The following is a 24,838-nucleotide window of genomic DNA, read 5'->3' as shown; positions in this document are numbered from 1 at the left end:
GAGCCCCGCAGGCATTGTGCTAGGAGTCCTCCGGCGGGATTGCCCGATGCCGTACCAGGATCTGTTCGGCACGGCCGATCATCGCCGGATCGACCATCGAACCGTCCGGCAGGGTTCTCACCCCGTCGGTCGCCATCGCAATCTGGACCGACTCAGCCCAGCTCAGCTCGTCTGTGGAAGGACGGTGGGCCTCACGAATGATAGCCAACTGCGTTGGATGCACGGCCGTTCGCCCCACCATTCCGAGCGTGAGCCCGTGAACGGTGTCCCGCAGCAGCCCTTCCGCATCCTGTATCCGCGGATACACCGACATCATCGGCGCTTCAATCCCGGCCGCCCTAGCAGCGAAAACCAACCGAAGGCGGGCGAAATCGAGCACCGCGTCGCTGTCGCTTCCCAGCTCGCTCGCGAGATCGGATTCTCCCAGTGCCACCCGCGTCACCGCCGGGTGCCTTGCAATCGCGAATGCATTCTCCACGCCGAGCGCATTCTCCAGTAACGCGGTGACTGCTCGCCCACGAATAGCGTCCATGTCATCGGGCTGGGTGGCCTTGGGTAGGCGCAGTTCCACGGTTGGAGGCAAGTCCGCAACAGCCTCAAGATCAGCGGCGTCACCAGGATTGATCCGAATCTGGAACACAGGGTCGCGGTCCGTTGGATGGCGGCTTTCGAGCCACCGCACGACGGCGGCCCTCGCCGAAGTCTTGTCTGCCCGGGGCACAGAGTCCTCCAGATCAAGGATGACCATGTCCGCGCCGGCGCCCACCGCTTTACCGAACCGATCGGGACGGTTCCCCGGAACATAAAGCGCGGTCAACAAAGTCACACAACACCTCGTTCCCGCAGTGCCGCCAGCTGTTCAGCGGTAACGCCGATTTCCTTGAGTACGGCGTCGGTGTCCTGACCGTGAGAGCGGCCAGGCCACCGGATGCTGCCCGGCGTCCCGCTCATCCGGAAGAGAACGTTCTGCATCTTGATCTCACCCAACTGATCATCCTCAACACGCTGAACGGTCCCGAGCGCGGCATACTGTGGGTCGGTCATTACCCCTTGGACGTCATACACGGGCGCAACGGCCGCATGCGCGCGTTCAAACTCGGCCAATACCACCGCGGTGGGACGCTGGCCGATCCAGGAGGCGACGGCGTCGTCGAGCTCATCCGCATGCTGGGCACGGGTGTGGCCTGATCCGAACCAGGATTGTTCGGTGAGGTCGCTTCGGCCCACCAGATGTAACACCCGCTCGGCGATGGACTGCGAACTGGTGGAAACGGCAACCCATTCGCCGTCCCCGGTGCGGTACACGTTTCGCGGCGCATTGTTGACCGAACGGTTACCCACCCGCGGTTGGATGTGCCCTAATTGGTCATAGGCTGTGATCTGCCCGCCCAGCAGCATGAGGATCGGCTCGATGATCGCCATATCGACCACCTGGCCCTCACCGGACCGGGACGCATTGTGAAGCCCCACCATCACCGCGTAGCTCGTGGCAAGGGCGGCGATTCCGTCGGCCAGTCCGAATGGAGGCAGCGTCGGCGGTCCGTCCGATTCCCCGGTCAGAGCCGCGAAACCGCTCATTGCCTCGGCAAGTGAGCCGAACCCCGGCCGGGCAGCATACGGTCCGAACTGGCCGAACGCGGTCACACGGGCGATGACCAGACGAGGATTTACTTCATGCAGCCGCTCGGGAGCCAGATTCCACCGTTCCAGCGTCCCTGGCCGAAAGTTCTCGATCAGAACGTCCGCTTCGGCTACGAGCCTCAGCAGTAGCTCAGCACCCTGGTCCGTCCCGAGGTTCAGCGTCACCGCACGCTTGTTCCGTCCCAGCGTTTTCCACCAGAGGTTCACACCCTCCCTGGCGGGACCGTGTCCTCGGGCCGCGTCCGGCTTGGTGGGATGTTCCACCTTGATGACGTCGGCTCCGAAGTCCCCCAGGAACGTTGCCGCCAGCGGACCGGCGAACAGAGTGGAGACATCCAGCACCCGGATGTCCGTCAGCGGTCCGGCAGGGGAACGGCTCATCGCGGACCATCCCAGGCAAGTCGGAAGCCGATGAATGGGCTGCGTTCCATCCCTGCACCGGCAAGCAGTAACTTCGCCGAGAATGCCCCCGACCGTCGGCCGCCGTCGAAATACCAGTCCGAACCCTCCGGCGCGTAGTCGCTGCCGCCCTTGAGGATGACGAACCTCGTCACAGTGTCCGTATGCTCGCTTTCGGTCCAGTTCCAGACCCACGGCTTCAGCCGGGCGAAACTGCTTTCCGTGGATGCCAGTTGCCACTCGTGCTCGGTTGGGAGCCGTGCGCCGGCCCACCGTGCGTACGCGCGGGCGTCGGTGAGCCCAACATAGGTCGCGGGAGCGTCGTCGTGCTGGTCATCCCAATCCATGAAGCGATTTTGATGTAAGGGCTGATACCCGGTCTCGGTTACGAACCGGGCGAATTCCGCACGCGTTACCTCAGTGGCGGCAACCGCCACACGGCCGATGGTGACGCTGAAGGTTTCCTGCCGGTCGTCGTGCAGCCGGGGAGGCAGAGGCTTCCATTCCTCCACGTATGGTGCGTCGAAGTACAGGCCGGTCTCGCGCCGTCGGTACTCGACCGTGAGCTTGTGGATGCCCTCAGTCAGGGCCACAGCGTCCGACGACGGCGGGTTGCCGGAGGCTGGAGGATCAACCCGGCGCTGGGGTAATTGCTCGAATGCGTCGTCAGCGGTGAGGTCGCCTGCGTTGGTCTCCGCATACGAGAGAAAGGAGTCGAGCCAGTCAGGAGCGGCGCCGTCGTGCGCGTAAAGTGCCGCGATGCCGCGGGCAGGGATGGTCACGATCCCGGCCTCCGTGGAACCCCGGCCGAGCAGATCAACCACCCTCCGGTCCTCCAAGGCATCCGCGGTGAGTACCTGGCCGGAGTAAGGCGCCTGCGCCCGGTTGATGACTGTCCAGAGCACCTCCCGCCCGCGTTCGAACCGCGAAACATACACGCCAGCGGCAATGGCTTCCGGAACTGCATCGACCAGCGGCGTCCACTCGCCCTCCGAAAACACCGGGCCAAGAACCTTCTGAATCCGCGACATTGCCCGCAAGGTGGCCCGATCGCGCTGGTTCCATCCAACCCAGACGCCAAAGACGGTATCCCATATCAGCATGCCTGTGCCGTTCATGAAACTGGTCTGCAGCTCGGCACTGTGGTCCCGGTTCCACCGGCGGGTCGAGTGCATCATGTGGCGCTGTTCGTACCAGTGGGCGCGCAGCACTCCAGGGGCAGCCGAATCGGCGAACCACTGCGCCCAGCTCAGCTGGTGGTCCTCGACCCGGCTCAATTGAATCCGCGATTCTCCCTCAAGTACCTGCCCCTTCTCGGCAAGTGCGGCGATCAGTTCGGTGCCGCCTTCCTTCATGGTGTCGAGGAAGACACCGTCCACCCCCAACTCCTCAACCAGCGCAGCCAGTTCCGCAGGGTCATCGCCGTCCGCACGGCGGGTGCCGGTGTCCCACGGGTTGTAGTTTATGAATACCCGCACACCTGCAGCTTGGAACTCGGAGACGACTTCCTGCACGCCGGGAACAAGGCGGTAGAAGTCGAACTGGTTTCGGTCGTCGATCCCGATTACCGGGTAGGCGTGCCAGAGCACAACGCCGTTGACTCGACCGTATGTAGAACACCCTTCCAGGTAAGACTGCACAGTGAACCGCTGAGTGCTGTGATCGAAGAGCCGTTCATCCCACAACCACGCCAACGCCACGTTGTAGCAGTGGGCCGCCCAGCGCAACCGGTCGTCGTCGTAACGACCTCCCTGATAGTGCAGCCGCTCACGGGCTTCAACTCGCCACTGCATCAGCGCGGCCCGCCACTGTGGCCACTCTGCCGGGTCATCCGGAGCCGCGAAGATCTTGGCGATGTCGCCGATCGCCGGATCGATTGGTCCGCCCAGGGGAAGCTGAGTGGGCAAATCAATCGGCCGCGCCACCAACGGATCGAAGGAATTGGTGGCGGCTTCGTCAGGATCAGTCAGTTGATTCATGGCGATGAAGATGGCTCTCAATCTCTGCTCGGTCAGGTATGGAAGGCACTGCGCCTTCCCTTTGCACGGATAAGGCAGCTGCGCAGGCAGCGAATCGCGCTGCGTGTAGGACGTCGGTTCCCTCGGAAAGAGCTGCCGCAAAAGCACCGCAGAAGGTGTCACCAGCTCCAGTGGTGTCGATGGCGCGTGCGGCAAACGCTGGTAAGTGCACGGTTTCGGCGCCCCGGCGTGCAACCAGAAGCCCATTTTCACCAAGAGTTACAACGACGGCCGGCACACTCCGCAGGAGTTCAAGCGCAGCGTGGTTTGGGGCGGACCTGACGGTTGTGTCGGCGAGGCCGGCCAGGATCAGTGCCTCATGTTCGTTGACGATCAGCACGTCCAGTTCCGGCAATAGCTGCGCCGGAAGCTCCCGGACCGGGGCGGCATTGAGGATCACGGTACAGCCGGCCTCATGACCCGCCCGTGCAGCGTCCAGTACGGTCTCCATCGGGATTTCCAGTTGCATCAGCAACACGTCAGCAATCCGAATGGCATCCAGTTCAGCCGACGTCAGGTCGGCGAAATCACCGTTAGCCCCCGCATTCACGATGATGGTGTTGGTACCGGCGCCATCCAGCGTGACGAGGGCGGTGCCGGTAGGGCCGTCCTGCGTCCGAAGATGAGCCTTGACGGTCGCAAGTTTCAGCTCACGCCTCAGAATTGCCGCGCTGGCGTCATTGCCGAGGGAACCGATGAAGGATGTTTGGGCGCCCGCCCTGGCTGCCGCGATCGCCTGGTTATTGCCTTTCCCGCCCGGGTACTGCGCTGAACGCGCTGCCAATAAGGTTTCCCCTGGTGCGGGAATGCGGTCAACGTGGTACACGAAATCCAGGTTGGCGCTTCCTACGACGACGACGCTCACTCCGCTCCGTCCTCACTTTTCATGCCGAATTTCTCTTGCAGGCGCACGGTCCTGTCAGTTAGCTCATCGAACGAAATTCCATCGAAGCCCGGGACACTGGATGCAAGCCTGTCCTGTAGGGGATTAGTCCAGCTGGAGGGCAGCGCCTCCGCGCCGAGCAGGCCTCCACAGAGCGACCCAACAGTGGCAGCTGTTGAGTCCGTGTCCCAACCGCCGGTGACAGCGGTCGTGATTGCCTGGGCGAAGTCTCCTTCCGTGTGGGAGCGTGAGCTCCGGGTAAGAGCGAACGCGAGCAGTGCCGAATTGTTCAGGGAGTGGACCCAGTGGAAGTGGCCAAACTCGCTGTGTAGCGCGTCGAGGGCTGTTTCGGTGTCCTGACCGCTCCTGCCGAGCTCAGCTCCCACCTCGATGGCGTGACGGTACCGGCTTTGCGGGGGCACTACGGAGAGCCCGGCGACCAGGACGTCGTCGACGCCGTCTGCGGTGAGCGAGGCTGATGCCGCAGCCGCCACGAACATGGCCCCATAGACTCCGCTACGGCGATGGCTGAGCATTGCATCCTGCCGCGCCAATTCTGCTGCTTCTTCGGGTCGTCCGGGCAGAACCCAGCCGTATACGTCCGCGCGGATCTGCGCACCGATCCATTCCCGGAACGGGTTCCGGTGCCCTCCTGCGTCCAGCGGAGCGTAGCCGTCCAGGAGGTTCCGGTAGGCGATCCGCTCAGCGGTGAAGACCCTGCCGCCTGGAAGGTTGTCCAGCCACGCCTTCGCAACGTGGTCGGTGGTGAAACCGGTCCCGTGTTGTTCAAGAATGGTGAGGGCGATGAGGGGGAAGTTGAGGTCATCGTCCTCGGGCATTCCGGCAATGTTTTCCAGCAGGCTGGTGCCCCGGCTCCGCCGGTTCCACGGATACTGCTCGCCAACCGCGGGATCCAGTCCGCAAGCGGTGAAGTAGGAGCTGATCGGCCAGTTTCCGGTGGACTGCGCAATACGTCGGATGCCCTCGCGGGGAATCTTCTCCACAGGTTTGCCGAGCAGACACCCGGCCGCCCGGCCAAGCCAGGCTCCGCGCACCCGGTCGCGCACCGCCGTCGTGCTCGCTGCTGCGACCGGGCTGGCGAGGACTGGAATCTCCGGCTCCGTGTCGGAAAGGTGCCCAGACACGGGCAGGGTGTCCAACTCGTCAAGCAAATCCCGGGCCAGCGATCGCAGGTTGGCGGATGCGGGGGCATCGGAGGCGCCCGATACTGGCGGCTCCACGGAGCCACCCGCAGCCAGCCAGCGTTCGCGGATTCGGGAAGTGTGCCGTCCTTCGTCTTCAGCCGCCCGTAGCCCGTGCGGAACGAGATCCTCTGGCTGTGTCCAGGTCAAGCGGAAGGTCACCGCATCACTCCAGCAGGTTCCTGCTGCACACCGAGATCGGTGAGCGCAGCCCGGCGCGCTGCCTGCCGAGCCTCGTCCTTGCCCCAGATCTCCCTGGCGACTGCCGCCATCGTAAAGCCGCTGGCTTCGATGTCGAACCTGCTCGCCGTCGCAACGGCCTCACGCCACTCCGCGGGCACACCGTCCCGTCCGGTAAGCGCACCAGCAAGCGAGCCGGCCATGACCGCAATCGAATCGGAGTCCCTCCCGTAGTTGACGGCACCGAGCACAGCTTCGCGGTACCCGCCGTCCGCGGCGATCAGCATGCCCAGCGCCACCGGCAACTCCTCGATCGACTTGGTTCGGCTGGGAATCCTCGCGTCCCGTGCCGGCGAACGATAGTTCTCACCGACCGTGTCGAACGGCCGGACAGCGTCGCGGAGTGCGTGGATCGCGTCCTCCCAGCCGTCGACAGTGCGGGCACGGTCGACGACGGCGGCAATCGCCTCCCGCGTCCCATCTTTAGCAACCTGCAGGGCGACATCAATCACCGAGTCTGCGGTGGAACCTGGGCGCATTGCCTCCGCCACAGTAGCCGCGAACACGCCCGCGGCTTCCCTTCCATAGCTGGATTGGTGAGCGCCTGCGGCGTCAATTGCCTCAGCATAGGCAGCCTCAGGAGACCCGGCATTTGCTATCCCAATGGGTGCCGCGTACATCGTCGCCCCACAGTTGACGATGTTGCCAACCCCAGCCTCTCGGGGATCGATGTGGCCATAATGCAAGCGGGCCACGAGCCATTTCTCCGCGAGGAAGACCCGGTGGAGAAGCAGCGCCTCGGATTCCAGTTCAGGAATCCACCGCTTCTCCCCGATGAGCAGAGGAACCAGGTGTTCAGCTATGGCGTGGGCGTCCAGATGATCTCGAACAGTGGCGTATACGTCGACCAGCGCCGTTGTCATCAGGGTGTCATCGGTGATGTGGCCGTCACCCTTGTGATAGGGCGCGATTGGCCGAGCATTGCGCCAGTCGGCGAGGAACGGTGGAACGATCCCCGTGATGTAGCCGCCGTAGCGCTCCTGGATGGCCTCCGGAGTGTTTCCTTCCGCGGCACCGCCTAGGGCGTCGCCCACGGCGGCACCAGCCAGCGCTCCCACAGCCTTGCTTTCCAGCAGATCCATGCCCATCTCCTGCGTGTAGTGATTCGATGATTCGTCGAAGTGTGGAGTTGTCACCTCATCCGCCGGCAGATTCCCATCCCTCCGACAGCTGCGTCTGCAACTCCTCGTAACTGATCGAATCGGCGAAGTATTGCTGGAAGATCGGTGTTGCGTACTGGTCCTTCCACTGGTTGTAGCTCGTCACCTGCTGGAATGGCGCGGAGGTGAGAAGCTCGCCGGTGGCAAGGGTTGCCGCCCATCCGTTCTCGCCGTCGGTCTGCTCCGCAACCAGCTCGCGTGCGGTACTGGTTGCGGGGATCAGCCAGTCACCCTGTGCCAGTTGGGCAAGGTTCTCCTGTGCCATGAAGTACTCGATGAACTGGGCAGCCGCCTCTGGACTCTCGCTTTCCGCAGCAACCGACATGGTCTGGGGGTTCGCAACCTGCTCTGCTGAAACCGTTCCCTCAAGTGGGGGAAGAATCGACCAGTTGAAGCCTTCGGGCGCGGATTCGATGAGCTGTTGGGCTATGAAGTTGCCGCCCACATACATGGCGTACGTTCCGCCATAAAAGCCGGGAAGTACATCGGAACCGCTCTGGGTCAGGGACACCGGGTCAATCGACCCATCCTCGAAGGCCATCTGATGGATACGTTGGGGAGCAGCGAGTTCCTCCTCGCCGACCTCGATGGTGACGTTCTCGCCGTCGACCTGGAAGAATTCGCCGCCGAACATCGGAGCCATGTTCATGATGGTGGCCGTCGGCTGCCGAAGTCCCCACCCAACGCCGAACGTGCCGTCTCCTGTGAGGTCGGACGCAACCTGCTGGAAGTCGTCCCACGGCAGTGTCTCACCGTCGGGAAGGGGAACACCCGCGGCCTCGAAGGCGTCGTTGTTCGCGAAGACCACGTAGGACTGCAGGAGGGTTGGGACGGCATAAGTGCCGGCTTCCTCCGACGTCACAGTGGACCACAGGTCCTCGGAGACACTGCTCCTGAGGTCCTCGCCGATGTAGGGCTCAAGGTCGGCCAGGTAGCCCTGCTCGGCGAAGCCGGCCATGCCGGCGGATTCGAAGTGGATGATGTCCGGAGCGGTGCCGCCTTCGAACTGTGTGACGAGCTGCGCCTGGACGTTATCCCAACTGCCTTGTCGGAGTTCGACCTGGATGTCGGGGTTCGCCTCGTTCCAGGAGGCGACGATTTCCTCCGTCGCTTCAACGGTTGGACCCTGAAATGCCAGGCTTTGGAAGGTGAGGGCGACGGGCCCGTCCGCCGGTGCATCGCCGCCGCCCTCTGTGGAGCCGCCCCCGAAGGCACAGCCGGACAGCAGGCCCACCACGGCTACGGCGCCGAGGGTGGATGGAACTGTCTTTCTCATGATGTTCTCCTATTCGGTGTTTCTGTGGTGGTGTTGGTTCTTTGGTGGCGCTTAGCCCTTGACCGCGCCGCTCAGCAGGCCGGAGGTCAGCCTCCGCTGGATGATTGCGAAGAAAACCAGGCTCGGAATCGTGGCCAAAAGGGACGCCGCTGCGAGCTGGCCAAGCTGGACCTGCCCTTCCGCGCCGATGAAACGCGCGAGTGTCAATGGGAGGGTTTGGAGGTCTGGATCCTGGATGAGTACCAAGGCGAAGAAGAACTCGTTCCAGGAGGAGATGAACGTGAAGAGGCTGGTGGCCACCAGGCCCGGCGCCAGGAGGGGAAGCACGATGGTTCGAAGAATACGCGGGCGGGAGGCGCCGTCGACTGCGCCTGCCTCCTCAAGATCCACCGGGATGCCGGCGACATACCCACGGAGCATCCACAGCGCAAATGGGAGGGACCATACCGCGTAGACCACCACGAGTCCGACCAGCGAATCGATCAGGCCGATCTGCTGCAGGATGATGTACAGCGGAATGATGATCAGGATGAAGGGGAAGACCTGGCTCAATAGAATCCAGCCCGTCGCAAGTCCGCGGAGCTTCGTCTTGAAGCGGGCCAGCGCGTAGGCCGCAGGAAGAGAAAGCAGCGTGACGATGACCGTCGTAGCGAGTGCCACGATCAGGCTGTTGCGGCCAGCGGTGAGCAGGTCGGCCGTCTGGATCGCCGAAACGTAGTTGGTGAACTCCAGTGACTCTGGTAGCAGTTGCGGCACCGGGGAATTCAACTCACGCGAGGTCTTGAACGAGGTGCTGAGCAGGAATAGCAACGGGAAGGCGAGGAACACCAGGTAACCCGCGAGGACCAGGTATTGCAGGGGACGCGAGATCATCCGACGCTGCTTCTGGCTCAGGCCGTTTCGGGGGGCTGTCTGTGTGCTCATGATTTCACTTCCGTTCCCGTGTCTGCGCCCGCAAATAGACCACCAGGAAGATGGCGATGACCACCACCATGACGTTGCCCATTGCAGAGGCCAGCCCGAACTCGCCGTAGCGGAACGCCTCGTTATAGGCGAAGAGCATGGGAAGCATGGTCTGGCCGCCCGGGCCGCCGGCTGTCAGCACGAATACCAGGGCAAAGGAATTGAAATTCCAGATCAGGTCCAGGGTGGTTATCGCGATGATGATGGGTTTCAGGGCTGGCAGGGTCACGTGGATGAAACGGCCCCATGAGCCGGCGCCATCTATCGCTGCGGCCTCATGAAGCTCCGCCTGGACCGATTGGATACCGGCCAGAAGGGTAATGGTGGTTTGCGGCATTCCGGACCATACGCCCACCACGATGACGGCGGGTAGTGCCGTTGAGAAGTCGCCAAGCCAGTTGATGTTATCCGGGAGTCCCACCGCACCGAGAGCCTGATTTACAGGGCCGAAGGAAGGGTCCAGCATGAGGCGCCACATGATGGCAACGATTACCGGCGGGATGGCCCAAGGAATGAGGACAAGAGTGCGGGCGAGCCAACGCAGTCGCAGATCCATGTTCAGTAGCAGCGCCAGGCCAAGTGAGGCGAAGAACTGGAGGATGGTGACGGAAAACGCCCAGATCAACCCGATTTGGAAGGATTCCCAGAAGAGGTCGTATCCGAATAGCTCCTGATAGTTCTCAAGTCCGTTGAAGGTCGGTTCGACGTTCAGCCCCGCACGCGCATCGGTGAAACCCAGCAGAACGCCTTGCGCGAGCGGGTAGATGCTGAACAGCACCACGGGCAGGAGGGTCGGCAGGACCAAAATCCAAGCGTCGCGGCCACCCGATTTGCGGGTCTTGCGGCGCTTGATGGGGCGTTCCGGTGGGGCCGAAACCGATGCCATGTTTGTGCTCATGACACACCTTCCTCAAGCTCCGGCTTCCTGGCCTTGACATTCTTCCCGCGTGATGCTCCTTCAGCGGTTGACTCCCTCTCCGCCAGCCACGGGGACACCACGGTGGTTTCGGAGGGACGGGATGGATCCTCGATGCGCGCCAGTAGCAGCCGTGCGGCTTCCCGGGCGCGTTCGGCCGACCCCAGGTCCACACTCGTAATGGACGGATTGGCGTGGTCAGCGAGGTCGGTGTTGTCCATGCCGACAATGGCCACGTCCTCCGGCACACGCAGCCCTTTGGAAGTGATCACCTTCATGACGGCAACGGCGAGAAGGTCATTGGCGCAGAGAATGGCGTCCGGCGTTGCCTGCGCCGTGAGCACCTGCGCCGCTTCCAGTCCGGCTGCGTAGGTGAAGTCCGATGCCTCGACCTGCATGTCGGCCGTGGTTGGCAGCCCTCGCGATTCCATCGCGGCGAGATAACCTGTGAGCCGGGCCGATCCCGGCACCGTATCTACGGGGCCGTTCACAAAGGCGATGTGTTTCCGGCCGGTAGCTTTCAGGCGTGCCACAGCGATGTCGACGCCGGTGCGGGAGTCCGCGCGCACGTTGTCAAGGAGAACCCCCTGCGGTAGGGATCCGATGACCACCACCGGCAGTCTCGTGGAGGTCAGGCGTGCGATGATCTCGTCGGTGATGCGCAGGGGACTGAGGATAACGCCGTCGGCATACCCCCGTTCCAGGTTGTCGAGGAGTTCCACCACATCGTTGGGGTCGTTGCCAGTCGAGGAGAGGACGAGCCGGAAGCCAGCTTCCCGCACCACCTCGCTGACGGCGTGCATCATGGTCACATAAACCGGGTTGCCGACATCCGCGACAGCCAGGGCGATCTGCTCTGTGCGGCCAACCTTGAGTGAGCGGGCCATGGCATCTGGAACGTACCCGAGTTCTTCGGCCGCCTTGCGGACTTTTGCCGCGATCGATTCCGATGCCGGCAAGTTGTTCAGCACCCGGCTTACCGACGCGACAGACACACCGGCACGCTGGGCTACCAGGGCAACCGTGGACTTGCGGAGAACTGACATGGGCGGTCCGATCGTCGTTGAGGGAACCTGACGGATTTGTAATCGATTACAGTAATCGATTACAGGTTAGCACTGAGAGTCGGCTCACACAACGTGTTTAGGTGTTTGACGGCCGCGTGCCACCACGGATTGAGTCGAGACCTTCTGATCGCACAGATCAGCGTTGTAGTGTGATTGCGTGATCGTCCCCGATGTCTCCCAGAACGCCGCGGCGGTCGCTGACCATTACGACGAACTCGATCCGGTTTATCGTCAAGTGTGGGGTGATCATGTCCATCACGGGCTATGGGAGACGGGCCGCGAGACGCCTGCCGAGGCCGTTGAGGCGCTGGCTGACACAGTAGGCGACCGGCTGCAGCTTACGTCCGGAGAAGCGTGCGTCGATGTCGGCTGCGGCTATGGCTCAACCGCCAGGCAGTTGGCGGCAACTCGCGGGGTCCGCGTCACCGGCTTCACCCTGTCCGCCGAGCAGGCCCAGTACGCGGCCACGCATCCGGTACCCGGCGTGGACATCCATCTCCTTGACTGGCTCACCAACGGGCTCCCCCACGCCTCGGCCGACGCCGCCTGGGCGATTGAGTCGAGCGAACACATGGTAGACAAGCCCGGGTTCTTCGCCGAGGCGCATCGCGTATTGGCACCCGGCGGACGCTTCGTCGTTTGCGCATGGCTCGCCGAAACAGGTGCGAGCGATAGGAAAGTGCGCCACCTCCTCGAGCCGATCTGCCGCGAGGGGCGCTTGCCCTCGATGGGTACGCGCGAGGAGTACGAGGCGATGGCCAAGGCCGCGGGATTTGCGGTCGTCGACTATGAGGATGTCAGCGACCGCGTTGCGCGCACCTGGATGATCTGTGCCCGACGCCTTATGAAAGCCCTGATCGTCGATCGCGAAACCCGCCGCCTTGCCCTGAGTGCACGCAATCGCGTCTTTGCCCTGAGCATCCCCCGCCTGATCCTTGCCTACCGTACGGGTGCGATGCGCTACGGAATATTCACGCTGTCGAAGGCGAGCGAGTCTGAGGCACCCGGGGCCCGGGGCTAGCCGACACTGAGCCGGGTTGAACAAGCCGGCCAGGTCTCTTCTTGTAGCGCGTTGAACTCTTGTACCGCGTTGAACAAACGTTTAGCATACTGACTATGCGTTTAGTCGATGAGGACCTGAATACCCCGGCAAAGATCCGCAATGCCGCGATACGTAGGTTTGGCGCGGACGGGTTTGCTCGGACGAGTGTTCGGGCCGTCGCGTCGGAGGCTGGTGTATCCCCGGGTCTCGTAATTCACCATTTCGGTTCGAAGGAGGCATTGCGGGAGGCCTGCGATGACTATCTGGTGGAGATGGTGATGGAAACCAAGCCGCAGCTGCTCGATGAACAGGATCTTAGTCGCGGTATCCGCGAATCGTTGGCACGGATCGTTTCGTATCGTCCGCTCTTCATCTATCTGGGGAGGATGCTGACCGACGGGGGACAGGCCGGTGCGCATCTGTTTGATCGCTTCGTCGATGCCACCCGCGCCATGGTCGATGAAGGTGTGAAGTCGGGTCAGATGAATCCGAGCAGCGACCCGCACGTGCTGTCTGTTGTTCTGACAGCGCAAGGGCTGATGTCAGTGGTTCTCGAAGGCCATGTTGCCCGGAAGCTCGGAGCCACTGAACTCACCCCCGAAGTCATGGCGCGAATGACCCTCCCTGTCCTGGAAATGCAGACTTACGGGCTGTACAGGGACGAAACCATGCTCAACGCGGCCCGGCAGGGACTGCAAGCGGAGACAAACGAGGAGAAGGAACGGTCATGAGCAGTGCAATCAGCACGAATGAACTGACCAAGAGGTACCGGGGAAAGACCGCACTGGCGGGTATCACTTTCGACGTTCCCGCGGGCAGTGTCATGGGAGTTATCGGACCCAACGGAGCCGGAAAAACCACCACCATGCGATTGCTGTTGGACCTTATCCGTCCCACGAGCGGTTATGCCCGAGTACTTGGGCAGGATCCACGTGTTGGCGGCACAGCGTTGCGGAGCAGGATCGGCTATTTGCCGGGGGAGCTTCGACTGGATGGACGTGCCACTGGAAAGGACCTGCTCACGCACTACGCGCGTCTCTCCGGTCGGGTACAGGCAGGAACGGTTGAAGCATTGGCTGAGCGGCTCGGGTTTGATCCAACCCGCAGGATCCGCACCTTGTCCAAGGGCAACCGGCAGAAGCTTGGCCTGATCCAGGCGTTCATGCACCGCCCAGACCTGCTGGTGCTGGACGAACCAACGTCCGGGTTGGATCCGCTGGTCCAGCAGGAATTCCTTGCGCTTGTCCGGGACGCTAAAGACGAAGGCCAGACCGTTTTTCTCTCCTCTCATGTGATCTCCGAAATTCAGCAGGCCGCGGACTTCGTCATAATCCTCAAGGACGGTCACATCGTCAACTCCAGATCCGTTTCCGCTTTGCGCAGCGAAGCGGCCCGCAAGGTTCGCTTCGTCATGCAATCCGACGACCTGGAAGGAGACCGCAGCCGCATCACGTACGAGGCGGGGCTGGGAAATGTTCGTACCCTCGAAGAAGAAAGCGGATCACGAGTGGTTGTCGAAGGCACCCTGGAGAGCACCCCCGACCAGTTCATCAAAGCGCTTGCGCGCCTCACGATCGTGGACCTCGTCATCGAGGAACCCGACCTGGAGCGGGCCGTCCTGAGCTTCTACGAAAACGACCTGGAAGGAGCAGCCAGTCATGCGCACTGAGATTCTCCCCCTGTTTCGCCGCACCTTACGTGACTCGGTTCCAGCCCTGCTGGGCTGGGGTACAGGTTTAGCGGGAGTCTGTCTGCTGTATCTGCCCCTTTATCCAACGATGGGTGGTGGAGCGCAACTCCAGCAAATGATCGAGAGCATGCCGGAGGAAATGATCTCGGCGTTGGGGTTCCAGAACCTTTCAACGGGGGCGGGCTATGTCCAGTCCACTGTGTTGGGCCTACTGGGATTCGTGCTGCTCAGCATCGCCGTCATTGGGTGGGGTACCGCAGCAGTGGCTGGAGAGGAAGAACGCGGCGCCCTCGAACTCACCCTCGCGCATGCGGTAACCAGGACACAGGTGATACTCGAGGGAGCTCTGGCACTCTTCACTCGGCTGGCCATTCTGTGCACGTTGCTGCTGGTGATCCTCCTCATCCTCAACGGGCCTTCGCAGTTGGGGCTCCAGACCAGTGCCATCTTCGCCGGTGTCACGGCCCTGGGCGGTCTAGGGCTGCTCATTGGGCTCGCCTCATTGGCCGCGGGTGCACTGGTTCGTAGTAGGACAGTGGCCCTGCTTTCCGGCACCGCTGTTGCGGGCATCGGCTATATGTTCAATGCCCTGGGGAACCAGAGTGTTGACCTGCAGTGGCTCCACGCACTCTCGCCGTATCGCTGGGCCTACGGAGAAGCTCCGTTGAGCAACGGTTTCGACGCCGGAGGGCTCACCCTGCTGTATCTGAGCTCGGCTGCGCTCATCCTCATCGCCGTTGCGGGGCTGCGACGGCGCGACGTCGGCAACTGAATGATCCCCCCAGCGCGGACTTCGCTCGAAGCCGCGCATTCGGTCAGCGCTCCAGCGGCCGAGCGGCCTAGAGAGCGTGGATCCGCCAGCTCACCGAATGGGTGTCGCCCGGCTCCAGCACGATCAGGTCCGTTCCCGAGTTGAAGGCGTCCGGCGGGCACGTCATCGGTTCAGCGGCCAGGCCAAGCCGCGAAACGGCCGGGTTCGGCTTGTCGGCCGTGTGGATCTGCATCCATGGGCAGGCCGAGTCGAACGTGATTGCCGCCCCGCGCCCGTCTGCGGCCCGCACGGAAACGGTGGCGGCGCCGTCGTCGTCGTACTGGACGCCCGTGTAGGCGTGGTCCGCAAAGGTAGAGCCGATCACCCGAGGCTCCCGGAAGTCCAGATCCGACGACGACGCCACGTCGGTCAGCGTTGTCGGGATCAGCCGGTCTTCGGTCACCTGCAGGACTTTCGACGCCGGTACCTGCAGCGTCCAGTCGTCAACCAGTCCGTCGCCCGCCACCAGGTACGGATGGGCGGACGCACCGTACGGCGCGGCGGAAGGCCCGGGGTTGACGGCGGTGATGGTGGTGGAGAGGCCGTCGTCGTCGAGCATGTAAAGCACTTCGACCTCGAGTCGGAACGGGTACCCCTTCTGCGGAACAACAACCGCTCCGAGCCGAACCGAGGCGTCGGTCTGTTCGACCAGCGTCCAGTCAATCCACCCGAGCAGACCATGCAGGGCGTGGCTGCGCTTCGGCTCGGTCAGCGCGAGCTCGAAGTCCTTGCCGTTGAACGAGTACTTGCCGTCGACAATCCGGTTGGGCCACGGAACCAGGACGGCACCGCGGAACGAGGGCCGGATCTCATGGGCGTCGTAGGGGACCACGAGGTCGCGATCATTATGGCGCAGGTAGCGCACGGAGGCCCCGACGCTGGCGATCGAGGCCGTGTATGGCCCGTGCTGCAGGGTGTACTGGGTGCCGGAAACAGGGGTGGAATCGGTGGCTTTCATCGCGCACCACTCTACTTCCGACCCAGCACCAACCCGGAAAGAAACGCTAGGCCGTTTCGACCAGCTTCGCGTACACCACGAGGTTGTCCTCGAACTCGCCGGAGGCCGCCGTGAACCCGTCACAGGTGATCAGCCGCAGCTCGGCCCCGTCGACCGGGAAGTAGACGGCCTTCGTGGGGAATTCGTTCTTCGGGTACACCTCGCTCTTGTACACCTCGAAGATGGCCGTTGAGCCGTCTTCCCGGTCGACCGTGATCCGGTCTCCCGCCTGAAGGGCCTCAAGGTTGTAGAAGACGCCGCTCTCATCGGCGGTCGAATTCACGTGGCCCAGCAGTACTGAAGGTCCGGTCTCGCCCGGTGTCGGTGAGCCGTTGTACCAACTGGCGGGTGCGCCCTCGTTATCCGGCGGCACTTCCAGCGTGTTGTCCTCGCGCAGGCCGGTCTCGATGATCTCCGCCTCCCGGTCCAGGGACGGGATGGAGAAGCTCACCGGAGCGGACGGGTCCATGGCCAGCGCCACCTCGGGCGGTGCGTCGGCGGCGGGGGCGGACTCGCTCGGGGAAGGCGCGGAGGGCGCACTGGATGAAGGCGCGGACGACGACGGCGGACTCCCGGCCGTGCCGGGCTCCTCCGCCGCGGGCGTTCCGCAGGACGTCAGGGTCAGGAAGAGGAGCGCCGCCCCCGCTGCGAGGCGGAGGCGGCGGTCCTTTGCACAATTACTCATGAACGAAGGTGCCGTTCCTTAGCGGTCGGCAACCATACGACGGCGAACAGCGTACGCGCCACCGGCTGCAGCCAGGAGGCCGCCGCCGAGCAGGGCGACACCCATGCCGTTGGACTCTTCGGCAGCCGGCTCCGCAGCGGTCACACCGGTATCGGCGCCGCCGGCGGGCTGCATGTCGAGAGGTCCGCACAGTGCCGGTGCCGTTGCTGCAAGCGGCAACGACTCAGCGCCAGGCAGGCTGCTCATGGTTTCGGTCGCAGCGGCCGGCTGGTTTGCCGGGTCCAGACCGTGAACAACCACTACGCCAGTGCCGTTGGCCAGGGCATCCTGGGTTTCCTGGTTCAGCTCGAACGTGCGCTCGTAGGTGAAGCTGCTTCCGGAAGGAGCAACTGTCACATCGGTTCCTGCTTCAGGGCCGGTGCTACCTTCGAGCGAGAGCGTGGTGCCGATCATTCCGTATGACGGCTGGCCTTCAGGAGTGCTCACGATGCCGTCGCCATTGGCGTCATCCGCCATGGTGGGGCAGGTTCCCTGAGCACCGATGTGAATGTGCTGCACATGCGGGTAGGGGTTGTCCATGAACGTTTCGGCAAGGCCCGACGTCTCGATCGTTACTGTCGCTTCGGTGCCGTTGACGTCAATCCACGCCGTCCCGGATGCTCCACTGTTGTTTACCTGGTTCAGGGTTGTGGAGTAGGAACCGGCCGCGTGATCCGCCATGGCCGGCGCTCCCGCCATTGTGGTGAGCCCGAGGGCTACGGCGGGGGCTAGAAGAGCTACTTTCTTCTTCATCAGAGTTTCCTCCTCATCGGAATGTGTAGGCCCAGCTCTTGGGCGCACATATTTAGACTTCGGAGTACGTTCCCTGGCGGATTGGGATGATTCAGGTTTCATTCAGATAACGACGGCGGCGCTAGCCTTCCGGTGGCAACTCCACCGTGTCGTTGAGGCTCAGGCACTCTTCGGTCTGCTCGATCTGGGAGACCGGCCCGCCCAGGTCGACCAGGACGGTGCTGGACGCCACCTCGTTGGGGTTGAACAGTACCTCGACGGCCGGATTCCGGCCGTAGGTCGTGGCGGTCCAGATGTCGCTCTCGGTCGACTCCGCGATGATCCAGTCAACGTCGTTCACTGACGCGCAGGCGTCTGTGGTTGGGCCGGGGATCTCGACACCGCAGCGCAACACAACCTTCGATGGATCGCCCCACGCGGCGGTCGCCTGGCTGTTGGTTTCCCTCAGCTCGTAGCCTGCAACGTCCGGTGGGAGCGCGATCATCACCTCGGCACAGTCGGGGTTCGCCGCGTCACCGGCCGCGTTGACGTTGACGATGGGGGAGCAGGCGCTCAGCGCTGCGATGAGCAGGGCGCCGGGGCCGGCGGCGCGCAGGAAGGCACGCGGTTGGAATGGCATGACTCCAGCGTAACCGGCGAACCTTGGGAAGATTCGTGCACCTCGGGTGGCTTCGGCGGCTTGCAGCCCACCGGAGGTGCACGAAAGTTCACGTGGAAAGGGAGCTAGGCCCGCGGTTCCCGGCCCGGCGGCTGGCGGGGAGGCGCCGTCGTCGGCTGCGGAATTATCAACGGGGCAGACGCGGGGCATTCTGGGCTCAGTTCCACCCGGTTGCCGTCGATCCACACGGGAACGGGGCCGCCATCGTCGCCCCCATCCCCATCGAGCAGCCGCACGGTGCTTCCCGAGCGGGTTACTTCGACGCCGATGCGGCGCCCGCGCCAGATCAGGCGGAACGCTATCCGGTTCAGCGTTGCGGGCAGCCGCGGAGCCAGTCGGAGTTCCTCGCCGTCCAGGATCAGCCCGCCGAAGCCGCTGACCAGTGCCAGCCACGCACCGGCCAGCGAGGCGAGGTGCACGCCGCGGTGCGTGTCGCCCTGCAAGTCAGCGAGATCGGTCCGTGCGGCCTCACGAAGGTAGGCCAGTGCGAGGTCCAGGTGGCCCACCCGCGTGCACACTACTGACTGCACTGCCGCCGAGAGCGAGGAATCACGTACCGTTCGCTGCTCGTAGTACTCGAGGTTGCGGGCAGTCTGTTCGTCGGTGAATTCTTCCGAGCACCACCACAGGGCAAGGACGAGATCCGCCTGTTTGACCACCTGGCGTCGATAGATCTTCGCGTAGTGGGCGTGCTCCTGCACCGGGTAGGCGTGCGGGTTCGGGTCGAAGTCCCATTCACGGTAGGTGGTGAAGCCCTCGTTGGCCGGATGTACCTGCCTCACGGGATCCCAGGGCACGTACATGGCGTCCGCGATCGACCGCCACCGCGCGGGTTCGTCCGGCTGCACGGACAATTGCCGGGCCTGGTCCGGGTAGCCGTCGCAGGCATCCGCCGCCGCCCGAAGGTTGCGTTGGGCCATCAGGTTGGTGAATACGTTGTCGTCCACGACGCCGGTGTATTCGTCGGGGCCGGTAACGCCGAGGAGGTGGTAGCGGCCGTCGTCGGACTGGTGTGCCGTGGACTCCCACAACCGGGCCGTCTCAACCAGGACGTCCACGCCGCCGACCTCCGTGAGTGGCGTCCCCGTCGCGGTTGCATAGGACGTGTAGGCGCGGGCGATACCGGCGTTGAGGTGGGTGGCCGCAGTGCTGGCCGGCCAGTACGCGGAAACTTCCTCTCCGTTGATGGTCCGCCAGGCGAATGAGGCGCCCTTCACACCCAGCACCTTGGCGCGTTCGCGGGCGGTGTCCAGGGTGGATGTCCGCCAGCGCAGCAACCGTGCCGCGCCCTCGGGGTACAGCAGCGTCAGTGTGGGCAGCACAAACCCTTCGACGTCCCAGAAGGCGTGCCCGCTATAGCCCGGTCCGGTGAGGGCCTTCGCCCCAATCGGCGCCACGCTCAGGGAGGCTGAGGCCTGAAGGACGTGGAAGAGATCGAACCGGATTGCCAGCTGCAATTCGGGACCACCGTCGATCTCTACATCGGCGTCGTCCCAGAAACGGTTGAGGAATGCACGCTGATCCTCGAGGAGTCCTTCCCAACCGCGTTCTCGTGCGTCCTTCATCGCTGCCAGCGCCTGCGCGCCGAGCGACTCCGCGGAATCCTCCGGCGAGCGCACGTGGGAGAGGTATTTGGTGAAGCACAAGCGTCCACCCGGCGGCAGTTCGACCGCCACCGTCGTGACCACCTGGTCCTCGCCGCAGGAGGTGGAGACGTTGCCGCCGTCGGGCATCTCGATGCTGTGCTCCACCATCGCCGCGACGCCGATGCCGCTGCCCTTCGTGCGGTGAACCAGCAGCCCGCCGGTTTCGTAGGACCGGTGGAAGCTGCGCGCGAAGGGGGCGTCAAGGGCCTCCCCGACGCGAGGATCCGGGTTATCGACCTGCCGCGCCGTCCGGTTGACCACCAGTTCGGAACGGAGCGTTGCCCGGACGGGCTGGTCCACGGCCTCCAGCTCGTAGCGGATTGCCGTGATGGAACGCTGGGTGAGGGAAACCAGTCGCGTGGATGTTAGGCGCATGCGCTTCCCAAGCGGCGTCAACCATTCCGTCTCCCGGTGCAGCGTGCCGGCGCGCAGGTCCAGGGTGCGCTCATGGGTTTCGGGAGGCGTTTCGTGCAGATCGAAGGGCGTGCCGTCCAGCTCGAGGTGGATCGGTGTTCCGTCCGCAACGCCGATGATCGCCTGGCCCCGCTCCGGATGCCCGTACCCGTCCTCCGGGTAGGAGAGAGGGTGGAACTCGAAGACGCCGGACATGTAGGTGCCAGGGTTCTGGCTGGGCGCTACTTCATCGAGGGTGCCGCGGGTGCCGATATAACCGTTTGCGAGAGCGAACACCGATTCCGCAACACCCGGTCCGCTCCAGTCGAAGCTCGATTCATTGACCCGCCACGGATGGGGGTCGCTCGAGTTCCTGGGCACGGAACAATGCTAACCGTACTTAGGGTGCGCGGGAGGAGCGCTGGCCGGCATTGCGCTCGCCGGACAGGTCAGCGCCTTCGGGCGTTGGCGGCCGCTTGCCGTATCTCGTCCAGATCAAGCTCCGGTCTTCCACCGGCTTTGCCAACCACCCTCGCAGCGGCTACCGCAGCCCACCATGCCGCGGTTTCCGGGTCCTGGCCATGGAGCAGGCCGACGGTGAGCGCTGCGACAAAGGCATCGCCGGCCCCGGTCGGATCAACCGGCTCTTCCTCGATGAACGGCAGCACCACATGCCCGCCGGGCCACGCCACCACATTCCCGCCGGTAGGCGACGCGAGGGCGACCACCCGCGGGCCTTCCTCGAGCAGCTTCTGGGCTGCTTCGATGGTTTCGGTTAGATCGGCCGGCTTCCAGCCCACCAGCGCCTCGGTTTCCTCGACGTCGGCGCGTACGACGACGGCGCGCCGCAGCACACGCTCGCGGGTTTGGTTGTCCGGCGGTGCGCCGTCGGTGACAACCAATGCGTCCGGGTCAGCGGCGTCCAGGGCGGCCGTTACCGCCGCGGCCGGCTGCTGCAGTTGGATTAGGACGGCGTTGGCCGAGCGCAGAAGGTCTTCGCTGGCCCGGACGTCACCGGCTTCAAGCAGCACGCGGGAGTCGACGTCTTCGAAGAGTCGCCGTACCCCGTCCGGCTGCACGATGTCGAGGAGCAACGCGGTCGGCGCACCGTCACGGATCACTACGCCGTTTACGTCCATCCCGTCTGCCGCCACCTGCGCCAGGACGGTGTGTCCCGCCTGGTCATCGCCCAGTACTCCCACGAGGGACACGTCCGCGCCCAGCCGCCGACAGGCCACGCCCTGGTTGGCGCCTTTGCCGCCCAGGAGCTCTTGTCGTTTCTGCACCGGAACCGAGCCGCCGTCATCGGGCATTCGCTCGATTTGGAGGACCAGGTCGCGGGCAACCTGGCCTACGACAACCACCTTGAATTGCGCATTCGCTTCCTGTGCAGTCACGCGTTGCCCGTCCGTCCGCCCGCATGCAGAAAGGAGTCCTCCAGCAGCTCGCCGAGTTCCTCAACGTCAACCCGTTCCAACCGGATGAGCACCAGCTGCGGTGACCTTTCGTGATGCGGGGTCCAGAAGAACGTTTCCGGATCAGTGCCGGAAAGAGCCTCCCGCTCGTCGGTTTTCACGGTCAGGACGCCCGGCTCCCAAATGCGGGCCATGAGGGTCTTCGCGAACCAGGCGGGCTGGCCCCAGCTCGGGCGCTCCACCACACGGGGTAGGGAAAGGCAGATCCGTCGGGCATCAGCTTCGGTGGCCATGCCCTACTCTTGCACCGCCCGGCTGATGAGGGCCAGTGGAAGCCCAGGATTCGTCGTCGTGCGTTTAGTAGTTGTGCGCGTTGTAACGGTGCGCCGGACTCTCCGGAGAAGAGGCAGGGAAACCGGTTCGAGGGTGTCAACCCCGAGCGAGTGCAAACTGCCAGCAGGCGAGCGACAGCCTGGTGCGGCCGCAGTTCGGGTGAGATGTTCCTATAGACAAATCGAGTCCTTCATATGACGTATCGTCCCTGCTCGGGGCCTTACTCCCTATCGTCGCTGCCGTGCGGATCTGAACCCGGTGGCGCCAATGCCGGTAAGCCCGCGGGGTTTATAGATCGAAAGCCCGAGAGCGACGAGCAGAACGATCAGAGCAGCTGCGGAATGAAGGACCGGCGAGAAGTTTGGCAGGAGATCCGGGACCGTTCCGCCTGGTGTTGACTGCGTCACAGCGTCGGCAAGGACAATTAGGGTTTCCATGTACAGCAGGAGCACCGTTGTGGCCGCGATGGTGATCAGTAGCTTGATGAGCACCCAGTAGTGCTTGATGAGCCCCCACGGTGTGCCGATCGCCTGGAGGACACCTGTGAGCAGTGTGAGAGCGCTGAAGGGGACGAGCGCTGTCCAACCGATGATCTCCATGACCGTGTAGGCGGCCCGCATGGTCCATTCATCCGTGGTGGTGTAGCCGGTGACGGCAAGGACGAGGAATGCTGCCACGGCGCCCAGCCACCCGACGGAGGAGGCGACGTGTGCCACTAGCGCGGCCTTGCGTAGCCGTGGCGGCATGATCACGACCAGGTGTCCCCTGTATACACCGGCGTACCGCTCGGAGTCACAGGAAACGATGAATGCAGTCCGGGGCCGTGTTCTCCTCCGAGAAGCATCGCCACCACGAACACCAGTAGCACCGCCAGGGCTATGAGGGCGATTACTTTCACCCATCGGGGCATCCCGGGGCGTTCCTGCCCGGGTAGGCTGTGGCTTTCCTGCCCTCGATCAGAGTGAATATCCATGGGTTGAACCTCTTTCTATGTCAGCTTTTCTATACGGAGTGTATAGCAAACCGCTGTGGGTGAGGGTGGTTGCCAGTACATTGGTGGTATGCCCAAGCTCTGGACGGAAACGGTGGAGGGCCACCGTCATGCCGTCCGGACCGCCGTCCTGGACGCGGTGGCAGCCCTTGTCGCAGAGACAGGATTTTCCGGTGTGTCCATGACCCGAGTGGCCGGATATGCGGGGGTTACCCGGGCCACGCTGTATAAGTATTTTCCTGACGTTGAATCGCTGCTGGCCGCCTGGCACGAACGGCAGGTCCGTGAGCATCTGGCTGGGCTCGAGGGGATAGGCCGTGAGACAGCTGGCACGGGACGACAATTGCAGGCGGTGCTTGAGGCCTATGCGCTGATGATCTATGACAGGCCGGGCCACGACACATCAACCCCGGTGTTGCATCAGGGCAGCCATATCGACCATGCGCATCAGCACCTTGAGGCATTTATCGCAGACCTGATCCGGGCAGACGCGCAGGAGAAGGCCGCGGACCTGGCGATGGATCCGACAGATCTTGCCCGGTACTGCATCAAGGCCCTCAGTTCCGCCGGATCGCTCTCCTCCCGGGGTGCCGTCTCGAGCTTGGTGGCGGTCACGGTACGAGGGCTTCACACCTGACTCCCCTTCCGTGTGGCCTTTATTTCAGGTGGTTTGATCTGGCGTCGGTGAAGGTTTGGCCGTTGTCGTTGGAGACCTGGACGCTGTCTCCGGTAGCAACCCATATTCGCAGGGTTGTGTCATCGAGCGTATGAGCCGCGATTGCTGCTGGTTCCCCGGGAACGGCCCCGCGTTCGACCCAGGTCACCCCGGCATTGCCGCTGGTGTACACCACACCTTCGGGTGTGATGCCGGTGGCCTTGCCTTCGCTGAGTGCTGTGAGCATTAGGAGGGGTGCACCGGGCACGGCCGACCAGGTGCGGCCGTCGTCGGTCGAACGCTGCAGGCCCTCCTCGGTGGTCGCCAGAACCACACTGTCCCGCGGTGTTGCGGCAAGGTTGAACGCCGGCACTGACATGTTCACCGCCCCCCAGGATGTGCCGTCTTCACTAGTGCGCAGTTGCCCGTCGTATCCCACGATTCCGGAGTCGGTGGCGGCTAGGGCGTGGAAGTCGGATTCGCCTTGGCGGGACAGGGGTTGCCAGGTTTGACCACCGTCGGTGGATCGGATGAGTCCTACTGGGTCCGGCAGATCCGTGCCTTGTCCGGGGTGCCCGGAGGCGTAGAAGTCACCGTTAGCTGTGGTGGTGAAGCCCATCAGGTCGATGGTTGGTCCGATCTTACTGATTGGTGAGGTTGAGATGTTGAACAGGCCGTCGTGGGTAGCCAGAAGCACTTGGTTGGTGGCGGGGTCGACGCTCATACCGTGGATATGACCGCTCGGGTAACTGGTTGCGGTGGGAGCTTCGGTGGGCGGCGCCGCAGGTGGTGAGCAGGAGGTCAGAAGAAGTGCGCCGGCTGCTCCGGCAGCGAGGGCCTTCGTCCTGACGGTTTCGGGGTGTGTGAAGTGAGGATATGGGCGGGACATAGTCGGAATCCTTGAGGTGAAAGTAGAAGCCAGGAGGGGGGCGGGAGGGCCAGTTACCTGGCCCTCCCTGGGAGTA

The 24,838-nt window shown here is 63.6% G+C and carries 24 protein-coding genes; 5 read left to right on the top strand and 19 right to left on the bottom strand.

Annotation, left to right across the window (positions count from 1 at the left end; all coding sequences use genetic code 11):
• Window positions 1-19 precede the first annotated feature (19 nt).
• From BJ994_RS08900 to BJ994_RS08855, 10 genes are read right to left on the bottom strand one after another with little or no spacing between them, the layout of a single operon-like run.
• Window positions 20-826, bottom strand: coding sequence for an aldolase/citrate lyase family protein (locus BJ994_RS08900; RefSeq protein WP_209066731.1), 807 nt, complete (start codon window positions 824-826; stop codon window positions 20-22).
• Window positions 823-2,022 (bottom strand): CaiB/BaiF CoA transferase family protein, encoded by a 1,200-nt coding sequence (locus tag BJ994_RS08895; protein WP_167993445.1) that lies wholly within the window; start codon window positions 2,020-2,022, stop codon window positions 823-825. Before BJ994_RS08895 ends, BJ994_RS08900 begins: the two co-directional genes overlap by 4 nt.
• A complete protein-coding gene (locus BJ994_RS08890) occupies window positions 2,019-4,019 on the bottom strand; it encodes a formylglycine-generating enzyme family protein (protein WP_167993444.1) in 2,001 nt (666 codons plus the stop codon). The genes BJ994_RS08895 and BJ994_RS08890 overlap by 4 nt, the downstream gene beginning before the upstream one ends.
• Window positions 4,003-4,923 carry a PfkB family carbohydrate kinase gene (locus BJ994_RS08885; RefSeq protein ID WP_167993443.1) on the bottom strand — a complete coding sequence of 307 codons (921 nt, stop codon included), beginning with the start codon at window positions 4,921-4,923 and terminating at the stop codon, window positions 4,003-4,005. Before BJ994_RS08885 ends, BJ994_RS08890 begins: the two co-directional genes overlap by 17 nt.
• On the bottom strand, window positions 4,920-6,305 hold the full coding sequence (locus BJ994_RS08880; protein WP_167993442.1) for an ADP-ribosylglycohydrolase family protein: 1,386 nt from the start codon (window positions 6,303-6,305) through the stop codon (window positions 4,920-4,922). The genes BJ994_RS08885 and BJ994_RS08880 overlap by 4 nt, the downstream gene beginning before the upstream one ends.
• The gene (locus BJ994_RS08875) at window positions 6,302-7,519 is read right to left on the bottom strand and encodes an ADP-ribosylglycohydrolase family protein (protein WP_342450331.1); all 1,218 of its coding nucleotides are present in this window, start codon (window positions 7,517-7,519) and stop codon (window positions 6,302-6,304) included. Before BJ994_RS08875 ends, BJ994_RS08880 begins: the two co-directional genes overlap by 4 nt.
• A gap of 1 nt (window position 7,520) precedes the next feature.
• The gene (locus BJ994_RS08870; protein WP_167993441.1) at window positions 7,521-8,819 is read right to left on the bottom strand and encodes an ABC transporter substrate-binding protein; all 1,299 of its coding nucleotides are present in this window, start codon (window positions 8,817-8,819) and stop codon (window positions 7,521-7,523) included.
• A gap of 51 nt (window positions 8,820-8,870) precedes the next feature.
• A complete protein-coding gene (locus BJ994_RS08865) occupies window positions 8,871-9,743 on the bottom strand; it encodes a carbohydrate ABC transporter permease (protein WP_167993440.1) in 873 nt (290 codons plus the stop codon).
• Between the two features lie 4 nt (window positions 9,744-9,747).
• Entirely contained in the window at window positions 9,748-10,680 is a 933-nt protein-coding gene (locus tag BJ994_RS08860; RefSeq protein ID WP_167993438.1) for a carbohydrate ABC transporter permease, read from the bottom strand.
• Window positions 10,677-11,744: a LacI family DNA-binding transcriptional regulator gene (locus BJ994_RS08855; protein ID WP_167993436.1), complete on the bottom strand. Its 1,068-nt coding sequence runs from the start codon at window positions 11,742-11,744 to the stop codon at window positions 10,677-10,679. Before BJ994_RS08855 ends, BJ994_RS08860 begins: the two co-directional genes overlap by 4 nt.
• Window positions 11,745-11,922: 178 nt before the next feature.
• Here BJ994_RS08855 and BJ994_RS08850 point away from each other — a divergent pair, with 178 nt between their 5' ends.
• The 4 genes from BJ994_RS08850 to BJ994_RS08835 all read left to right on the top strand — a co-directional run bounded on the left by BJ994_RS08850 (window position 11,923) and on the right by BJ994_RS08835 (window position 15,269).
• A complete protein-coding gene (locus tag BJ994_RS08850; RefSeq protein WP_167993434.1) occupies window positions 11,923-12,786 on the top strand; it encodes a class I SAM-dependent methyltransferase in 864 nt (287 codons plus the stop codon).
• A 95-nt stretch (window positions 12,787-12,881) separates the two neighbouring features.
• Complete coding sequence (locus BJ994_RS08845; protein ID WP_167993432.1) at window positions 12,882-13,538, top strand: TetR/AcrR family transcriptional regulator; 657 nt, start codon at window positions 12,882-12,884, stop codon at window positions 13,536-13,538.
• The gene (locus tag BJ994_RS08840) at window positions 13,535-14,476 is read left to right on the top strand and encodes an ABC transporter ATP-binding protein (RefSeq protein ID WP_167993430.1); all 942 of its coding nucleotides are present in this window, start codon (window positions 13,535-13,537) and stop codon (window positions 14,474-14,476) included. Before BJ994_RS08845 ends, BJ994_RS08840 begins: the two co-directional genes overlap by 4 nt.
• Entirely contained in the window at window positions 14,466-15,269 is an 804-nt protein-coding gene (locus BJ994_RS08835) for an ABC transporter permease subunit (protein WP_167993428.1), read from the top strand. The genes BJ994_RS08840 and BJ994_RS08835 overlap by 11 nt, the downstream gene beginning before the upstream one ends.
• A gap of 67 nt (window positions 15,270-15,336) precedes the next feature.
• Here the strand turns inward: BJ994_RS08835 and BJ994_RS08830 are convergent, their stop codons facing one another.
• The 8 genes from BJ994_RS08830 to BJ994_RS08795 form a co-directional block, all read right to left on the bottom strand.
• Entirely contained in the window at window positions 15,337-16,266 is a 930-nt protein-coding gene (locus BJ994_RS08830) for an aldose-1-epimerase (RefSeq protein ID WP_167993426.1), read from the bottom strand.
• Window positions 16,267-16,312: 46 nt separating this feature from the next.
• Entirely contained in the window at window positions 16,313-16,990 is a 678-nt protein-coding gene (locus BJ994_RS08825) for a class F sortase (RefSeq protein ID WP_167993423.1), read from the bottom strand.
• An 18-nt stretch (window positions 16,991-17,008) separates the two neighbouring features.
• Entirely contained in the window at window positions 17,009-17,782 is a 774-nt protein-coding gene (locus BJ994_RS08820) for a hypothetical protein (protein WP_167993422.1), read from the bottom strand.
• Window positions 17,783-17,903: 121 nt separating this feature from the next.
• Window positions 17,904-18,401: a DUF3515 domain-containing protein gene (locus BJ994_RS08815; RefSeq protein WP_167993421.1), complete on the bottom strand. Its 498-nt coding sequence runs from the start codon at window positions 18,399-18,401 to the stop codon at window positions 17,904-17,906.
• Between the two features lie 104 nt (window positions 18,402-18,505).
• Window positions 18,506-20,860 (bottom strand): glycoside hydrolase family 65 protein, encoded by a 2,355-nt coding sequence (locus BJ994_RS18410; RefSeq protein WP_167993420.1) that lies wholly within the window; start codon window positions 20,858-20,860, stop codon window positions 18,506-18,508.
• A 68-nt stretch (window positions 20,861-20,928) separates the two neighbouring features.
• Window positions 20,929-21,876 (bottom strand): PfkB family carbohydrate kinase, encoded by a 948-nt coding sequence (locus BJ994_RS08805; RefSeq protein WP_342450330.1) that lies wholly within the window; start codon window positions 21,874-21,876, stop codon window positions 20,929-20,931.
• Window positions 21,873-22,187 carry an MmcQ/YjbR family DNA-binding protein gene (locus BJ994_RS08800; protein ID WP_167993419.1) on the bottom strand — a complete coding sequence of 105 codons (315 nt, stop codon included), beginning with the start codon at window positions 22,185-22,187 and terminating at the stop codon, window positions 21,873-21,875. The genes BJ994_RS08805 and BJ994_RS08800 overlap by 4 nt, the downstream gene beginning before the upstream one ends.
• A 267-nt stretch (window positions 22,188-22,454) precedes the next feature.
• Window positions 22,455-22,943 carry a DUF2269 domain-containing protein gene (locus BJ994_RS08795; RefSeq protein WP_209066729.1) on the bottom strand — a complete coding sequence of 163 codons (489 nt, stop codon included), beginning with the start codon at window positions 22,941-22,943 and terminating at the stop codon, window positions 22,455-22,457.
• Window positions 22,944-23,288: 345 nt separating this feature from the next.
• Here BJ994_RS08795 and BJ994_RS08790 point away from each other — a divergent pair, with 345 nt between their 5' ends.
• On the top strand, window positions 23,289-23,855 hold the full coding sequence (locus tag BJ994_RS08790; RefSeq protein ID WP_167993417.1) for a TetR/AcrR family transcriptional regulator: 567 nt from the start codon (window positions 23,289-23,291) through the stop codon (window positions 23,853-23,855).
• 19 nt (window positions 23,856-23,874) lie between these two features.
• Here BJ994_RS08790 and BJ994_RS08785 read toward each other — a convergent pair whose 3' ends face one another.
• Complete coding sequence (locus BJ994_RS08785) at window positions 23,875-24,762, bottom strand: F510_1955 family glycosylhydrolase (protein WP_245192278.1); 888 nt, start codon at window positions 24,760-24,762, stop codon at window positions 23,875-23,877.
• Between the last annotated feature and the right edge of the window lie 76 nt (window positions 24,763-24,838).

Origin of the sequence: Arthrobacter pigmenti, from assembly GCF_011927905.1 — a bacterium.
Lineage (GTDB): Bacteria > Actinomycetota > Actinomycetes > Actinomycetales > Micrococcaceae > Arthrobacter_D > Arthrobacter_D pigmenti.
Note: the sequence above shows the minus strand (reverse complement) of the source record. Positions and strands in the feature narration are given on the sequence as shown.

Bases quoted from the DNA above. Each gene is read 5' to 3' on its own strand.
- BJ994_RS08895 (WP_167993445.1), bottom strand. From the start codon at position 2,022: ATGAGCCGTTCCCCTGCCGGACCGCTGACGGACATCCGGGTGCTGGAT.
- BJ994_RS08890 (WP_167993444.1), bottom strand. From the start codon at position 4,019: ATGAATCAACTGACTGATCCTGACGAAGCCGCCACCAATTCCTTCGAT.
- BJ994_RS08870 (WP_167993441.1), bottom strand. From the start codon at position 8,819: ATGAGAAAGACAGTTCCATCCACCCTCGGCGCCGTAGCCGTGGTGGGC.
- BJ994_RS08865 (WP_167993440.1), bottom strand. From the start codon at position 9,743: ATGAGCACACAGACAGCCCCCCGAAACGGCCTGAGCCAGAAGCAGCGT.
- BJ994_RS08860 (WP_167993438.1), bottom strand. From the start codon at position 10,680: ATGAGCACAAACATGGCATCGGTTTCGGCCCCACCGGAACGCCCCATC.
- BJ994_RS08855 (WP_167993436.1), bottom strand. From the start codon at position 11,744: ATGTCAGTTCTCCGCAAGTCCACGGTTGCCCTGGTAGCCCAGCGTGCC.
- BJ994_RS08845 (WP_167993432.1), top strand. From the start codon at position 12,882: ATGCGTTTAGTCGATGAGGACCTGAATACCCCGGCAAAGATCCGCAAT.
- BJ994_RS08840 (WP_167993430.1), top strand. From the start codon at position 13,535: ATGAGCAGTGCAATCAGCACGAATGAACTGACCAAGAGGTACCGGGGA.
- BJ994_RS08835 (WP_167993428.1), top strand. From the start codon at position 14,466: ATGCGCACTGAGATTCTCCCCCTGTTTCGCCGCACCTTACGTGACTCG.
- BJ994_RS08830 (WP_167993426.1), bottom strand. From the start codon at position 16,266: ATGAAAGCCACCGATTCCACCCCTGTTTCCGGCACCCAGTACACCCTG.
- BJ994_RS08825 (WP_167993423.1), bottom strand. From the start codon at position 16,990: ATGAGTAATTGTGCAAAGGACCGCCGCCTCCGCCTCGCAGCGGGGGCG.
- BJ994_RS08820 (WP_167993422.1), bottom strand. From the start codon at position 17,782: ATGAAGAAGAAAGTAGCTCTTCTAGCCCCCGCCGTAGCCCTCGGGCTC.
- BJ994_RS08815 (WP_167993421.1), bottom strand. From the start codon at position 18,401: ATGCCATTCCAACCGCGTGCCTTCCTGCGCGCCGCCGGCCCCGGCGCC.
- BJ994_RS08800 (WP_167993419.1), bottom strand. From the start codon at position 22,187: ATGGCCACCGAAGCTGATGCCCGACGGATCTGCCTTTCCCTACCCCGT.
- BJ994_RS08790 (WP_167993417.1), top strand. From the start codon at position 23,289: ATGCCCAAGCTCTGGACGGAAACGGTGGAGGGCCACCGTCATGCCGTC.
- BJ994_RS08785 (WP_245192278.1), bottom strand. From the start codon at position 24,762: ATGTCCCGCCCATATCCTCACTTCACACACCCCGAAACCGTCAGGACG.